This is a genomic window from Neotamlana laminarinivorans, from assembly GCF_020523925.1.
GTDB lineage: Bacteria > Bacteroidota > Bacteroidia > Flavobacteriales > Flavobacteriaceae > Neotamlana > Neotamlana laminarinivorans.
Genome location: NZ_JAJAPW010000009.1, coordinates 47100 through 63163, shown reverse-complemented (window position 1 = coordinate 63163; position 16064 = coordinate 47100). Strand labels below are relative to the sequence as shown.

At 32.7% G+C, this 16064-nt stretch carries 15 protein-coding genes; 3 read left to right on the top strand and 12 right to left on the bottom strand.

Features of this window, described 5'->3' with window-relative positions:
* Positions 1-13: 13 nt before the first annotated feature.
* A complete protein-coding gene (locus tag LG649_RS15130; RefSeq protein ID WP_226544660.1) occupies positions 14-1600 on the top strand; it encodes a hypothetical protein in 1587 nt (528 codons plus the stop codon).
* Positions 1601-1611: 11 nt separating this feature from the next.
* Here the strand turns inward: LG649_RS15130 and LG649_RS15125 are convergent, their stop codons facing one another.
* The 8 genes from LG649_RS15125 to LG649_RS15090 all read right to left on the bottom strand — a co-directional run bounded on the left by LG649_RS15125 (position 1612) and on the right by LG649_RS15090 (position 9761).
* Positions 1612-1890: a pyrimidine/purine nucleoside phosphorylase gene (locus LG649_RS15125; RefSeq protein ID WP_226544659.1), complete on the bottom strand. Its 279-nt coding sequence runs from the start codon at positions 1888-1890 to the stop codon at positions 1612-1614.
* Positions 1891-2805, bottom strand: a complete 915-nt coding sequence (miaA, locus tag LG649_RS15120) for a tRNA (adenosine(37)-N6)-dimethylallyltransferase MiaA (protein ID WP_394371925.1) — start codon at positions 2803-2805, stop codon at positions 1891-1893.
* Positions 2806-2974: 169 nt separating this feature from the next.
* Positions 2975-3817, bottom strand: coding sequence for an ion transporter (locus LG649_RS15115; protein ID WP_226544658.1), 843 nt, complete (start codon positions 3815-3817; stop codon positions 2975-2977).
* Positions 3818-3846: 29 nt separating this feature from the next.
* A complete protein-coding gene (locus LG649_RS15110; RefSeq protein ID WP_226544657.1) occupies positions 3847-5808 on the bottom strand; it encodes a DUF3857 domain-containing protein in 1962 nt (653 codons plus the stop codon).
* Between the two features lie 9 nt (positions 5809-5817).
* Complete coding sequence (locus tag LG649_RS15105) at positions 5818-7179, bottom strand: exonuclease domain-containing protein (RefSeq protein WP_226544682.1); 1362 nt, start codon at positions 7177-7179, stop codon at positions 5818-5820.
* A 63-nt stretch (positions 7180-7242) separates the two neighbouring features.
* Entirely contained in the window at positions 7243-7911 is a 669-nt protein-coding gene (locus LG649_RS15100; RefSeq protein ID WP_226544656.1) for a YggS family pyridoxal phosphate-dependent enzyme, read from the bottom strand.
* Positions 7911-8798, bottom strand: a complete 888-nt coding sequence (locus tag LG649_RS15095; RefSeq protein WP_226544655.1) for a 3-hydroxyacyl-CoA dehydrogenase family protein — start codon at positions 8796-8798, stop codon at positions 7911-7913. Before LG649_RS15095 ends, LG649_RS15100 begins: the two co-directional genes overlap by 1 nt.
* A 3-nt stretch (positions 8799-8801) precedes the next feature.
* Positions 8802-9761, bottom strand: coding sequence for a Gfo/Idh/MocA family protein (locus tag LG649_RS15090; protein ID WP_226544654.1), 960 nt, complete (start codon positions 9759-9761; stop codon positions 8802-8804).
* A 160-nt stretch (positions 9762-9921) separates the two neighbouring features.
* Here LG649_RS15090 and LG649_RS15085 point away from each other — a divergent pair, with 160 nt between their 5' ends.
* Positions 9922-10563: a protein-L-isoaspartate(D-aspartate) O-methyltransferase gene (locus LG649_RS15085; RefSeq protein ID WP_226544653.1), complete on the top strand. Its 642-nt coding sequence runs from the start codon at positions 9922-9924 to the stop codon at positions 10561-10563.
* A gap of 234 nt (positions 10564-10797) precedes the next feature.
* On the opposite strand, the gene LG649_RS15080 is transcribed toward LG649_RS15085, so the two are convergent.
* The 4 genes from LG649_RS15080 to smpB all read right to left on the bottom strand — a co-directional run bounded on the left by LG649_RS15080 (position 10798) and on the right by smpB (position 14278).
* Entirely contained in the window at positions 10798-11340 is a 543-nt protein-coding gene (locus LG649_RS15080) for a pyridoxamine 5'-phosphate oxidase family protein (RefSeq protein ID WP_226544652.1), read from the bottom strand.
* Between the two features lie 6 nt (positions 11341-11346).
* Entirely contained in the window at positions 11347-13176 is a 1830-nt protein-coding gene (locus LG649_RS15075; RefSeq protein WP_226544651.1) for a Xaa-Pro dipeptidyl-peptidase, read from the bottom strand.
* Between the two features lie 13 nt (positions 13177-13189).
* Entirely contained in the window at positions 13190-13741 is a 552-nt protein-coding gene (locus LG649_RS15070; RefSeq protein WP_226544650.1) for a hypothetical protein, read from the bottom strand.
* A 78-nt stretch (positions 13742-13819) separates the two neighbouring features.
* Positions 13820-14278 (bottom strand): SsrA-binding protein SmpB, encoded by a 459-nt coding sequence (smpB, locus tag LG649_RS15065; RefSeq protein ID WP_226544649.1) that lies wholly within the window; start codon positions 14276-14278, stop codon positions 13820-13822.
* Between the two features lie 85 nt (positions 14279-14363).
* Between smpB and LG649_RS15060 the strand changes: the two genes are divergently transcribed.
* The gene (locus tag LG649_RS15060; protein WP_226544648.1) at positions 14364-15983 is read left to right on the top strand and encodes a S41 family peptidase; all 1620 of its coding nucleotides are present in this window, start codon (positions 14364-14366) and stop codon (positions 15981-15983) included.
* Positions 15984-16064 lie beyond the last annotated feature (81 nt).

The window sequence follows — 16064 nt, the reverse complement described above, 5'->3', positions numbered from 1 at the left end:
ATCAATCATCAAAATGAACAAATTCAATATAAAATCGTTATTATTTAGTTTGTGTTTTACTATAACTTTAAGTTTAGTAGCCCAACAAAAGTTAACAAAAGTTTCTCAATCAATCAAAGTCGATAAAGATGTTGTGGTAGACTTAAATACAAGTAATACCAACATAATAATTGACACCTGGAACAAACGAACAGTAGAAATAGAAGCCTTTGTAGAAGGCGAAAAAATGAGCAAAAGCGAGCTTGAAAACATTTTAAAATCTTGGGGGTTAAGTGTTAATGCTACAAGTAAATCTGTAAGTATTAAATCAAAAGTAGGAAAATCACCTCATGTTATTTATATGAATGATAGCAGTGATGAAGGAGGTATGGTAAGTGCCCTTTTAAATGAGTTACAATTTGAATTAGCCGATTTACCCGAAATGTTAGCACTTATACCGGAAGTAAATGTTGAAGTTCCACCAGTTCCGGTACTTCCTGAAATGCCAGAAATGCCTGCTTTACCGGAGCTACCAGAAGGTGCAAGTGGTTTTTCTTTTGATTATGAAGCTTATAAAAAAGATGGCGATAAATATTTAGAAGAATACAGTGCACGTTTTGAAAATTTGTATGGCGATGAGTATGCCAAAAAAATGGAAGCATGGGGCGAAAAGTTTGGTAAAGAATGGGGAGAGAAGTATGGAAAAGAAATGGAAAAATGGGCCAAAGAATTTGAAAAAAATATGGAAAGCTCAGATTTTGAAAAGAACATGGAAGCATGGGGTGAGGAATTTGGAGAAAAATTTGTTAAACAAATGGAGGCATGGGGAGAACGTTTAGCAGCACAAATTGAGCGTAGTGCAGCTAGAATTGAGGCCAACGAAGCTAGGGCTGAAGCCAATAAAGCCAGAGCAGAAGCGCACAAGCAACGTCTTGAAATAATGGCCGAAAAAAGAAAGGCCATGGCTAAAGAGCGCGCTAAACTCGCCGAAAAGCGTCGTGTTTTAATTGAACAAGCCGTAGAGCATAGGGCCGGATCTAAGGTTAAAAAAACAATTATTATTAAAATGCCTAAAGATGCTAAACTTAAAGTTAATGTAAAGCATGGTGAAATTGAGTTCGCCACAACTATAGAAAATTTAAAGGCAGATTTAGCTTATACAAAGTTTACAGCAAATAGCATTAATGGAGGAGATACTTCCATTAATGCTTCTTATTCGCCAGTATATGTGTCACAGTGGAATTTAGGTGAACTAAATCTTAACTATGCTGAAGATGTGCATTTAAAAAATGTAAATAACTTGGTTTTAAATGCAGTATCATCTAATGTTAATATTGAAAACTTAACAGGTGCAGCTATGGTTGACGGCAACATTGGAAACCTTAATATTTTAAATATTGATGATACTTTTACTAATTTAAACGTTATTATTCAAAATTCTGATGCTATAATTGCTTTGCCTAAAACAGCATTTAATTTTCAGTTTAAAGGATCGCATACTAGGTTTACACACCCAAAGAAAAAAACAAAAGAAAATACTTCTAGTTTTTCTTCTGGAAGTTTAGCTAGCGGAAAAAATATTATGATTAACGCTAAATACTGTAATGTAATTATGGAATAAAACTACGCTAACTACTCATATTTACATAAATACGCCGAATCTTCTAAGGCGTAAACTGTAAAGGTTATTCCAGAAGGAATTTCGCAAGTTTCGTTAATGCCAAATGTTTTTTTATCGCTATTTGGTAATTGAATTTCCCAAGCTCCGGCTGTTAAAGTCATCCATTCTTTAGTTGATGTATTAAATTCGTAAGTGCCTTTAGTTAAAACACCAATTGTAAAATTACCTTGTGTGTTTTTTAACCCTAACGATTTTACTTTTCCATCAAAATATTCGTTTACTTTTATCATTTAATTCAGTTTTGTGTTAATTGTTTTTATAATATCTGTTAGCTCGGTTTTATAATCGAACCAAAGTGTGTTTTCGTTTCGTTTAAACCAAGTAAGTTGTCGTTTTGCAAACCTACGTGTGTTTTTCTTTATTTCTGAAACTGCGAAATCGAGTTCCCAAGTGCCATTAAAATAGTTGAACACTTCTTTATAGCCTACCGTATTTAAGGCGTTTAAATGTTTAAAAGGAATTAAATTTTTTACTTCGTCTAAAAGACCTTGGTTAACCATAATATCTACACGTTGGTTTATGCGGTTGTATATTAATTCTCGGTTTGCTGTTAAACCTACGGTTATGGTTTTAAACGTTCTATTGTTTTTTTCTTTATTTAAAAATGAAGAATAGGGCTTACCGCTACCAATACAAACTTCCAGCGCTCGAATTACACGGTGTGGATTATCGATAGCGATTGTGTTGTATGATACTTCGTCAAGTTGTTTTAATTGATTTTGAAGGTGTTCTAGACCAAAGGCTTCTAAATCACTATTTAATTTTTCGCGGATGCTTTTATCTACATCGGGGAAATAGTCTAAACCTTTTGTTACGGCATCGACATACAAACCAGAACCACCAACCATTATTACAACATCGTGTTTGGTAAACAATTTTTCTAAACGGTTTATGGCTTCTTTTTCAAAAGCACCTACACTGTAATTATCTTGAATAGATTTATGATGAATAAAGTGATGTTTAGCTGCTGCTAATTCTTCTGGTGTTGGTGCAGCGGTGCCTATTTGCATTTCTTTAAAAAACTGCCTAGAGTCTGCCGATATAATTTCGGTATTAAAATAATTGGCCAATTTTATGCTTAATGCAGTTTTACCTATGGCTGTTGGGCCAACTATTGATATTAAATATTTAGGGTTTGTATTAATAGTTTTAATTTTTTTACAAATTTAATTTGAATTAACGATTTTACAAGATATTTGTAATGATTAACTAAGTATCTTATCGCGTTAGGGATTGAGCGGCATGTTTGAGCTCGCCGCCGCAGAAGGCAGCGAGTAGCGAAAGCCCGACCCTTGTGGTAACGCCCTAATTGTTTTAATGTAATGGATGGCCGCAGTTATGGCAAAATTTTGCACCATCTTGGTGTTTACTGGCTAAACAGTTGGCGCACGATTGCGAGTTTAAATGTACGATTGGAGTTTTGTTATCGTTATTTGAATTTTTATTTTGATTTGAATATTCGGAAGAAACAATGCCTGTTGGTACAGCTATTATACCGTAACCCAAAATCATGACTAGTGAGGCTAAAAATTGACCTAAAGGTGTTTGTGGTGCAATATCGCCAAAACCAACAGTGGTAAGGGTTACAATACACCAATATACGCTTTTAGGTATGTTTGAAAATCCGTTTTCTTCGCCTTCTACCAGATACATTATGGTGCCTAAAATTATGGCTACAATTAATACGGCGAATAAAAATACCGAAATTTTGGCTCTGCTTGCTTTTATGGCATTTGTTAGATTTTTTGATGCACCTAAATATCGTGCTAGTTTTAATATGCGGAAAACACGAAGTAATCTTAGGGCTCGTAATGCCGCTAAAGCATGAATGCCACCAAAAAATAGGGAAATGTATTTTGGTATAGTAGATAGAAAATCGACTATACCGTAAAAACTAAAAATGTATTTGTAGGGTTTGTTTACGGTAATTATTCTGGCAAAATATTCAATAGTAAAAAGTATGGTTATTATCCATTCGAGGGTATCGAGTATAGCTACGTGTTTTTCGAAACTTTTTACGCTTTCGAGCATTACTAAAATAACACTTGCTAAAATAATTATTAGTAAAACAATGTCGAATAATTTTCCGGCAGGTGTATCGGCTTCATAAATTATTTCATGAAGTTTTTTTTGCCAAGGTTTTTGTGTTTTACTCATAAAATCAAAAGTACTTAAAAATTATAAGTTTAATTTTTACTTAATACAATAATGGAGTTTTTTTGAATATTGACCACTTTACCCATAAATTCTTTTAAATACGGATAGTATTCTGCTGGATAAATTACCGAATTTAGGCTTAGTTTAAAATTTAGTAAAACTTTATTGCCTAATTGCTGTGCTGAAAATGATACATCGCCTGTGTTATTAGGTAATGCTAAACGGGTTGGTTTAGGTAGTTCTTGTACAGTATATTTATCTTTCAAATCGATGCTGAAACTATATAAGTAGTTTCTTTGGTAACCAAGTTCTATAGGGTAGGAGCGTTCTTGTAATTTAAAGGGGTTTTCTTTAAAAAACTTTATAATGAATGGGTTTAGGTAAACTAGGTTTGTGTTATCGTCTATGGTATATTCAAAATCGTAAGTTTCGGCAAAGGTGTTTTCTGTTTTTCCCGTTGTGCTTGTTTCGTGGTTATATATTTCTAGAAAAGGGGTGTTGTTTATAAGCTCGTCTACGTATTCTTCTTTGTTTTCAAAATAAGATTGCCTTGTAAAATAGGCATCGTAGCCGGTATATTTATCTTTTACCTTTCCTATAATTTCGTCGTTATCGTTTATGCTTGCATTTACGCTATACATAACTCGTGATATGGATTGTGGTTCTATATCTACCCAGTTACTTCCTTCTTTAAAGTCTAATTCTCTTCCATAATAATTTAAACATTTATATGGTAATTCGCCAAAGGCTAAAAATTTATTTGTGGCATCTAGTAAATAGTCTTTACCATTAATGGTTGCTTTTACTATTAAGTAATTAAAATCGTCTATTACCGGAAAAATTTTTGTTGGGTAACCGTTAGATCTTGTTGAAAGTAGCACAGGTTTAACGTTAATACCCGTTTGGTCTAACAGGTTGTGAAGTAATATGTTTATAGCCGAAACATTTCCTGTTTTTGTTTTGGTTAATTCTTTAATAGTAAAATCTGAAAATAATTTATAATCGTTATTCCAGGAGTAATTATTTTGTACATATTTATAAATGGCTTGGGTTTTTTCTAAGGTATTTTGATTGTTTAAAATATCTTGACTTAAAAGCTCTTCGGTATTTACTTTTTTTCTTAATTGTTTTCCAATGCCATCTTCTGTTTTAAACTCTTTGTCTACGTCTTTCCAGGTTTTTGTATAGTTTTTAATAACCCCATCCATACTATGGAACGTTTTTAAAACGTATTCAATTCTGGCTAAATAATTATCTGTAGTCGTCATGTAATCTTCCTCAATAAATGCAGGAACATTTTTCATGGCGTAAACGCTTTCTTCACAATCTGCTTTTCCACCATTGAAGCTTGTTAAGCAGTTTTTTTTAATGTCTACTTCGTTTACCGCAAATTTTTCTGATCCAATAAGCTTTTTATGGTATAACCAATTTCCGGGAATACTGGCTTTATATTCACTGTATAATTTTGGTATACTGCTTTGAAATTCCCAACCTTTATATTTCCACATAAAAGGAGAAATTAGCGTATAACTGTACGTTATAACAGAACCAGCTTTTACGTTGGGTAGTGTAAATGTAACTTTATTGTAATGTTCGTTATATCTTGTTTTATAAATATTTTCTTCACTCAATTTGGTTGCTATAACTTCATTGTTTTCAATGTTATAAGTTGTAGCTATTATATCTTCAATCTTTTCTTTATCGCTATCAGATTTTTCAGAATACAAATACACCTCAATTGTAGCATGATCAAAACCTTGATTATTTAATATTTTTAATTTATGTTTTTCTTTGGTTGTTAAAACATAATCGTGCCTATCGAAATAGCTGTTACCTTGCTCGTAAAGTACTAAGGCATTGGCAGTAGAATCTTTTTCGTAAGTGTTTAATGTTAAATCGTCTTTAGTAACACGTAGGTCTGTAGAATTAAACGTTTGGGCAGATAAGGCAAAATAGCTGAAAAAAGCTAATAATAGTAAAGTTTTGTTCATATTTTGACGTTAAAGGGTAATAATTTTTAAGCGTTTATTTTTACGGATATAACTTTGAATTATATGCTGCGTATCTCTATTATTTTGCATTGGTGTTATAATAGATTCTAACACTTCAATATTGTTAATTTGATAATTTAAGTTGAAGAACCCTAAGCCTTTAAAAACACCGTTTTCAATTAAAATAGCACTGCGCTCATCTACATCTCGACCTCTATCTATAATTACCATGTTTTTATTGGTGTAGCTATTTTTATCAATTAAAGCCATGACACGTTTGTTATAACTTTCTGGAGATTCTTTTTGAATACAAGCACCTTCACAGGCTTTAATTTCGTAATTAAAACAACTAGATTTTGTGTTATATAAACCCGCTAACTTTTGGCATAGCGAATAATCTTCAACCGCTTTGGTTAAAAAACTTTTTCCGCTTTGCCTGTTGGTAAAAGTGGTTATTGGTTTTTTACGCCCATCGGCTATATCTATTTTTAAATTAATATAACCGTTTTCATCTTTAAAGCTATACAATGCGTGTGTGAAAATTGAGCGTCTTAATTGCCTGTTTAAAATAGGTTTAACTCGTTTTATTTCTTCACTTTCTTTTAGTAAAGCAACGAGTTCGCTACCTGTAGCTTCATAGGTTACTGTGTAAACTTTAGATTGTATTTTTTTAGATTTTGGGTTTGTTCCTGTGAAATGCTGATTAATTCGTTTTTTTATGTTGTTGCTTTTACCAATGTATATAATTTCGCCATCGGTATTATGTATGTAATAAACACCAGTGATGGATGGTAGTTGACTTAAAATATCTAAATGTCTTGGTTCTAATTGGTGTTTTGGGTTTTGTCTTACCGATTCTTGAATTATTTTTTTTTCTGAATCCTTGCTTAACAATAATTTGAATAGCTTAACCGTAGCCAAAGCATCACCAGAAGCTCTGTGCCTATCGGTTACTGGAATACCTAGCGAACGCACTAATTTCCCTAAACTGTATGACGGTAAATCTGGAATTAAATATTTTGAAAGCTCTACAGTACATAACGATTTGCGTTCGTATTCAAAACCTAAACGACGGAATTCAGTTTGCAAAATCCTGTAATCGAATTTCGCATTGTGCGCAACAATAATGCAATCATTAGTAATTTCTACAATACGTTTTGCTACCTCGTAAAATTTAGGAGCATTGCGCAGCATGTTGCTATTTATTCCTGTTAAATTAACCACAAAGGGCTGAATTTCGCGCTCGGGGTTTATTAAACTTATAAATTGATCGACCACTTCATGCCCATCATATTTGTAAATGGCTATTTCTGTAATGCCTTCTTCGTTGTACTTACCGCCAGTGGTTTCTATGTCGAGAATTGCGTAGATTTTTTTTGTTTTTAGTTGATGGTTATTTATTGGCTGTTAGGTTTCTTAACAGTGTTCGTTGACTTAACTATAATTTCTACTACCAAATATACTACTTCCAACTCGAACCATATTACTGCCGCATTTTATAGCTAATTCGTAGTCACCACTCATGCCCATGGAGATTGTATTTAGTTTGCAGTTTTCAGTATTTAGTTTTTTCAACTCGTTAAAAGTTGTTTTAAGATATTTAAATTCGTTTTCAATTTGTTGTTCATTATCAGTAAATGTTGCCATTCCCATAACACCAACAATATTTATGTTTTTTAATTCTGAAAACGTTTCCGATTGTAGTATCTCTGAAGCTTCGTCGGCTGTCATTCCAAATTTGCTGTCTTCTTCAGCAATTTTTATTTGAAGCAAACAGTTGATAACTCGGTCGTGTTTAAGTGCTTGCTTGTTAATTTCGTTAAGTAACTTAAAATTATCTACACCGTGAATTAAACTTACAAAACTGGCCATGTATTTCACTTTATTTCGTTGTACATGCCCGATCATGTGCCACTCAATATCTTTTGGCATTTGCTCATACTTTTCTGCCATTTCTTGTATTTTATTTTCACCAAATATGCGTTGTCCGGTATTGTAAGCTTCCATGATATCGCTTACAGGTTTTGTTTTAGATACAGCAACTAAAGTTACATGTTCGGGTAAAGTGTTTTTAATGGTATTTAAATTCTGTGTAATAGACATTAACTAAATTGTTTTGAGATTTTTTCGGCTTTTTTTCCTTCGGAATAATCATAAAAACCTTCGCCAGATTTTACACCTAGTTTTCCTGCGTTAACCATATTAACTAATAAAGGGCAAGGTGCATATTTTGGGTTTTTAAAGCCAGTGTACATAACGTTTAAAATAGATAAACAAACATCTAAACCAATAAAATCGGCTAACTGTAATGGTCCCATTGGGTGTGTCATTCCTAGTTTCATAACAGTATCTATTTCTGTAACGCCAGTAACACCGTTAAAAAGTGTTTCAATGGCTTCATTAAGCATGGGCATTAAAATGCGATTGGCAACAAAACCCGGGTAATCGTTAACTTCAACAGGTGTTTTACCTAACGTTTTCGATAATTCCATTATGGTTTTGCAAACCGAATTGCTGGTATTGTAACCGCGAATTACTTCAACCAAGGGCATTATGGGCACTGGATTCATAAAATGCATCCCAATAACCTGATGAGCTCTGTTGGTTACAGCTGCAATTTGAGTTATAGATATTGATGAGGTATTTGTAGCTAAAATAGTTTCAGATGAACAAAAAGTATCAAGTTGTTTAAAAATTTCAAGTTTTAAATCGAGATTTTCGGTGGCCGCTTCTATAACCAAATCGGTTTGTTTTACACCTTCTTCAATATTTGTAAAACTTGAAATATTAGATAAAGTTTTAGTTTTATCGGCTTCAGATATTTTATCCTTGGCTAATTGCCTATCTAGGTTTTTTGAAATTGTGTTTAATCCCGATTTTAAAGCAGCATCATTAATGTCAATTAAATTTACTTTAAAATCGCATTGCGCAAAAGTATGCGCAATACCATTTCCCATGGTGCCCGCTCCAATTACAGCAATGTTTTTCATGTTTTAGAAACAGTTTATAATTTGGTTAGCAACACGTAACGCTTCTGTGCCATCGTGAAGTGTAACTACAGGTGTTGTGTTGTTGTTTATAGCATCAGCAAAGGTTTCAAGCTCATCTAAAATGGCATTGTTATCAGACACTTCAGGGTTATCAAAATAAATTTGTTTTTTTACACCTTCTGCGTTTTGCAAAATCATATCGAAATCACCCGGATTATCTGGTGCATCTTTCATTTTTACAACCTCACATTTTTTAGTGAAAAAATCGACTGAAATGTAAGCGTCTTTTTGAAAAAATCGGGCTTTACGCATTTTTTTAAGCGAAATTCTACTAGCAGTTAAATTGGCAACACAACCGTTTTCAAACTCTAAACGAGCGTTAGCAATATCTGGTGTGTCGCTAATAACAGAAACGCCACTAGCCGAAACATGTTTAACTTTAGATTTTACAATGCTTAAAACAATATCTATATCATGAATCATTAAATCTAAAACCACAGGAACGTCTGTACCTCTTGGGTTAAACTCTGCAAGTCTGTGTGTTTCAATAAACATTGGTGAGTTTATATCGTCTTTTACAGCTAAAAATGCAGGGTTAAATCGCTCAACGTGGCCTACTTGCCCGCGTAACTTGTTTTCGGCAAGTAATTCACGAATATGTTCTGCTTCTTCAACAGTGTTTGTAATTGGTTTTTCAATAAAAATGTGTTTGCCTTTAGCTATGGCTTGTTTAGCGCAATCGTAATGCGATAAGGTTGGTGTAACAATATCTACAACATCAACCGCCTCGATTAAAGCATCGATAGTTGGGAAGAATTTATATCCAAATTCGGCTTCTACTTTTTTCCCGTTTTCTTCGTCGGCATCGTAAAAACCAACAAGATTATATTTATTAGATTGATTTAATAGTCTTAAATGAATTTTTCCAAGGTGACCTGCACCAAGTACTCCGGCGTTTAGCATAATATTTTACGTTTTAAACAAAAATAACATAATTAAAGGTTGAATTTAGGGATTTAAATTGATTTTTTACCGATAAGTAATGCTAAAAATAAAATCTTTGTAAATAGTTTTTAGCTTTAAAATGTTTAATTAATTTTAGCAAACTAAACCCACCCAAAAATTGAAAGATACTTTTAAACACCAAGGCTTACGCCAACAACTTGTTAATGTGTTAAAAAACAAAGGCATTACTAACGAAAAAGTTTTGCAGGCTATTGGCAAAATACCACGGCACTTGTTTATGGATTCTAGTTTTTTAGACCATGCATACCAAGATAAAGCGTTTCCTATTGCTGCAGACCAAACTATTTCGCAACCTTATACCGTAGCTTTTCAAAGTGAATTGTTGCAAATTGAACCAGGACATAAAGTTTTAGAAATTGGAACAGGTAGCGGTTACCAAACAGCTGTATTATGTTTACTTGGGGCTCGTGTTTTTAGTATTGAGCGCCAACAGGAGTTGTTTAAAAAAACCAGTAGATTTTTACCCAAACTAGGTTATCGTGCTAAAAAGTTGATTTTTGGCGATGGTTACAAAGGTTTACCAGAAGAAGCCCCTTTTGATAGTATTATTGTTACAGCTGGAGCACCTTTTGTGCCTAAACCGCTTTTAGGACAACTAAAAATAGGAGGTAGGTTAGTAATTCCTGTGGGAGATGATGTGCAAATTATGACAATGTTTATTAGAAAAGGCCCCAAAGAATTTGAGCAACATGAGTTTGGCGAATTTCGTTTTGTGCCTTTATTGGAGGATAAGAATTAGGTTTGTTAGTTGTTAGTTGTTAGTTGTTAGTTGTTAGTTGTTAGTTGTTAGTTGTTAGTTGTTAGTTGTTAGTTGTTAGTTATGTCAGGCTGAACTAGTTTAAGCATCTCTTTTTATGGCAGAGATGTTTTGACAGAGCACGGAACCACCAAAAAAATATGCAATTAAACTTAGGGCTATAGGCCTTTTTGAGAAATTTTTTGTGATGTATATCACAGTTTCAGTATCTTGAAATTACTCTATAATGCCTGTTTCAAAACCATCAATACTTTTCGAGTTTTTTTCTTCCCAGTATGCTTCAATACGTTCTTTTCCTTGTTTTTCAGACCACGAGTTTAGTTGCCCACGTTCTTCTTTAAAATCCATAAAAGGAATAGAAAAACCACATGAGGTTTGAACCATTTCTATATCTAACTCTATAATTTGCCTAGAGCCTACATTTTTATCAAATAAACCAATATGTTTTTGAAATGTTTCATCGCGCTCATGATATATTTTTGCATGCCCGTATAGTCTTAAAATAAGTGGCTTACCTTCAAAAGCACAAAACATAATAGTCATGCGATCGTTTTTTAAAAGATGTGCTGCGGTTTCATTACCACTTCCTGTAAGGTTTAACCAAATAACCTTGTTTGGAGATATAACACGAAGTGTATCATGCCCCTTAGGTGAAACATTTACACGGCCTTCGGTAGCCGCTGTACCTACAAAAAATATTTTTTGAGCTTCAATAAATTTTTGAAGTTTTGGAGTGATTTCTGGTAGTTGCTTTCCCATGATATTTTAAAATTTACTTAGTCCGTTAACTATAGGTAAAGTTATTGAAGTTTTATTTAAATCTACAGTTAATTCTGTGCCTGGTTTTGGGTGTAATGTAAAATCTTTATCACTTGAAAATATCATTAAACCAATTTGTTGTCCGGCTTTTATAACTTGATCGTCCGGTTGAAGATTAAAAGTAACTTTATAAAATTTACCTGGTTTTAAAGGTTCACTTTCTGTAATAGATTTGTAGTTTTGAGGGTCTGCCCAACCTCGTGTTATGATATTATCTGTTATAATAGTGCCTTTATTATCATTCCACGGAAGTGAAACTAACCATACTGATAAATTTGCCGCAGGTTTACTGCTTGCTAAGGTTACCGTTACTTGCGCAAGTCCAGAAATATGAACATCTTTAGTTAAGGTTGGTGTAACATATAATAAACGATTGTTTGATGTTGTAGCTTGAGCTAAAGTTTCCCCGTTAATAGTGTAATTGTCGGTTAAGGTTTCTTTGCCTTGTTTTTTTTGAGGCTCAAGTGTTAGTCCGCCAAATTCAGGCGCTCCTTTTGTTAAGTAAAAAGTAACAGGTTTGGCTTCTGGGTTTGGATAATCTTTGTACGCTGTAGGATTACTTCGTGATTCACCTTCGCGAACTATGTAGGCCTTATTAGAATTTTTTTCAATGTCATTATCTATACCATGCAAATAATGTGTAAACCATTTATTCATCATAGAAACAGGTGGAGGACCACCATGACCAAATTGGTGATAATAAATAGCAGTTTCTAAGCCCATATCTTTGGCTTTTTTATATATTCTGTAACTGTGTTCTGGCATAACATTCCAATCGTTAAAACCATGAGACATGAGTAAAGCGGCTTTCATATTATCCATTTGGTTTAAATAATCTCTACCAGCCCAAAAATCGTTATAATCGCCAGTAACTCTATCCATTCCGTTTTTCATTTCAATATCTCTAACTCTGGCATTGTTGCTAGCTCGTTTACTTTCGTCTCCACTATGAATGTAATCGTATAAAACATCTATATCTTCACCTAAATAACCCCCTGGCGATCGAACTAATCCGTTAGATCTGTAATAATGATAATACGATGTGTTAGGCGCTACAGGGATAATAACTTTTAAACCATCAACACCAGTGGTTGCAGCGGCCAAGGGTATAGTACCGTTGTATGATGTACCCGTCATGCCAACTTTTCCGGTACTCCAAAAAGCTTTAACTTCTTCACCGCCTTCAGGTTCTGTATAACCTTTAGCTCTTCCATTTAACCAATCTATTACTGCTTTTGGAGCTAAAGATTCGTTTTTACCGCCAACGGTTGGAGAACCTTGCGAGAAACCAGTTCCTGGAGAAGAAGAATGTACTACAATGTAACCTCGAGGTACCCAAGTTTTAACTTGAGAATTAGAGATAATTGGACGCTTACCACGGCGAGTTACAGGTGGATGAACACGCTCTTCGGCCATTTCACCTAATTCATGGTTTACATTCCAAAAAACACCATCAACATCTGGCGCAACACCAGCATAATAAGGGCTTGATTCGTAAATTACAGGTAGTTTTAAATTTTGGGTTTCTGTTTGGTAAGGTCTTGTAACATCTACATGTACGCGGTCTAGCTTTCCATCTTTATCAGAATCAAAGGTGGTTTCAACAAATAAATCATGTCTAATCCATTTTTCAGGATGGTTAAAAGCTTCAACAATTTGTGCTTCACCATCAATAAAAATAGGTTTTGCTGTTTTTGTTTCTTGTGCGTTTATTATTGTAAAACTAAAAGCAGTAATAAATAAGGTTTTGCAAAAACTATTTTTATTAATTTTCATGACACTGTGTTTTTTATCTTAAATATTTTTTTGGTATTTGATACTTGGCGTTTTCTTGAGTCCATTGTAAATTAACAATATACCAGCGCTCTTCATTATTAAATAATTGAATGCTGTTTATGCCTCGCATAAAAGGTTTTTCATCATTAATACTTTCGTAACATTCGTAAGTACTAAAAACTTGTGCCATATTACCAAAAATATGTACTTCACGATGTATTTCGCGTTCTATAAAGCCATTTTTTACAATCCAAGTTCCAGAAGATTTAATGTAATCTGCTGGCGACATATATTTTGGGTAAGGTTTTCCGTCTTTATCCTTTAGAGTAAGTATTAATTTAGCATCGTTAGTAAAAAAATATTTAAATAATTTCCAGTCGCGTTCTTCTCCTTTTTCTCCAGAAATAACTTTATATAAGTTTTTTACGGTGGCATCTAAGGTTTTAACTTTTTCGGGGTAGCTTAAAGATTTGTCTTCCTTTTTCTCAGGTTTATCTTTTTTTTCTTGGCTAATTGCTGATTGAAATGATAGCCCTACAAATAGGATGAAAATAATTTTTTTCATAAAAATGTTAACGTATAAATAATTTACAAATTAGTAGTTTCAAAGCGCCTAGCATGTTAAGGATATCTTAAAAAAAAACTATTTATAAATTTTTTTAATGCGATCTAAGTTTCTTTTGTTATCGCGGTCTTTCATGGTTTCACGTTTGTCGTATAGCTTTTTACCCTTTGCTAAGGCAATTTCTAGTTTAGCTAAACCTTTGTCGTTTAAAAATAATCTTAGAGGAACAATGGTTAACCCTGTATTTTGTACTTCTTTGTTAAGTTTTTTTAACTCGCGCTTATTTAAAAGTAATTTTCGCTCTGCTTTAGGTTTGTGGTTGTAATATGTGCCATAAAGGTATTCTTCAATGGTCATGTTAATTACAAAAAGTTCTCCACGGTCATTAAATTCACAGAAACTTTCGGCAATAGAAGCTTTACCTGTGCGAATAGATTTAATTTCTGTGCCAGTTAATACTATACCTGCGGTATATTTATCTAAAATCTCGTAGTTAAAACGAGCTTTTCTATTAAGTATGTTAATTTTCTTTTGCATGAAGTACAAAATTACATAAATTTAACTTTGTGTATAACATTGTATCTTTCAAATTAAAAACATTTACAGTTAATCTCAATTTTGTATGAAGCATTTTTTAGTTTTTATTTTAATTTTAGCTTATTTTACATCCTGCAATAGTGTTAAAAAATATAACGAACAAATTACAAAGTTGCATACACCTGAAGATTTAAAAACAGATGTGGATAAGTTGTATAATCAATTACAGAAACATCATCCAAGGTTATATCAATACACTTCAAAAGCCGATTTAGATTATAAATTTGATAGTTTAAAACAGAGTATAATAAAACCATTAAATACAAGAGAGTTTTATAAAAAAATAGCTCCAGTTGTAACTTATGTAAAGCAAGGTCATGTTTCTACGGCATATACAGTAAAACGTTTTACAAAAAAAGAGAGAAAAAAATTAAAAAAGCAAAAATTAGATTTTTATGATCTAGAGTTTGAATTTTTAAATGATAAACTCTTGGTTAAAAATAATTATGGAAAAGATTCTACAATTATAGGAAGTGAAATTATTAAAATTGAAAACGATTCAGTTTCAAAATTAATAAAAGATTATAAAACAAGATTTGCTTCAGACGGGTTTAATACCACATTGCATAATAGATTTGTAGCTAAAGGTTTCTCTGTGTTTTACACCCGAGATAAAGGTTTTTTAGATAGCTTGAATGTAACTTTAAAACACAAGGATTCTGTATACATAAAAAGTTTTAATCGCATAGCTAAAGAAGAAAAACAAGACGAGAAAGATAGTTTAGAGGTAGAGAAGGCAAAACCTATAAAATTAACCAAACAGCAAAAAAAAGATAGGCGAATAGCGCAACGAAATAAATTAAAATTTAATAAAAAGCACGGATTTATTTCTAAAAGTAAAACTTACACTAGGAATTTTAAATTTACCGGAAAAGATAGCGCGGTAGCTTACATGAAAATTAGAGGTTTTACTAACGGTAATTATAAAAAATTTTACAAAGATGTTTTTACTAAATTAGATTCTGCTAAAACCCAAAATTTAATTTTAGATCTTCGTGATAATGGTGGCGGTCGCATTGCTGAAATCGATTATCTGTACAGTTATTTAACCACAAAAGATTACCAGTTTTTAAACGAAAGTGAAGTAAATAGCCGTATTCCTTTTTTAAAGTTTTTAATGAGTAATACAATGCCAAATTCTGCAAAAGTGTTTTCAGGTTTGTTTTCGCCATTTATTGCAGCTCATAATCTTATAAACACACATAAAAAAGACGGAAAGTTGTATTATAAGTTTAGAAAATATACTAAAACAAAAGCACCAAAACCATTACATTATAAAGGAGATATTTATGTGTTAATAAACGGTAATTCATTCTCTGCCTCATCGTTAATATCAGCTCAATTAAAAGGTAATAATCGTGCTGTTTTTATTGGTGAAGAAACAGGTGGAGCCTATAATGGCACAGTGGCAGGAATTTATAAAGTGTATCAAATGCCCAATAGTAAAATTAAGGTACGAATGGGTTTAATGCAAGTTGATACACCACAAAAGCAATCACCAGATGGCTATGGTGTAAAGCCAGATATTGAAATAGCACCTACAATAAGCGATAGGGTTGAAGGTAAAGATCCGGAATTAGAATGGGTTTTAAATAAAATAGAAACTAACACTAGCACCGTTTTAAATACTTCACAAAAAATATAATTCTGTTTTAAAAGTAATTTTCTCATTGTGCTACCATAAAACATTTGTATTTTTGGTTAACCAATTTTATTTTAATACAAA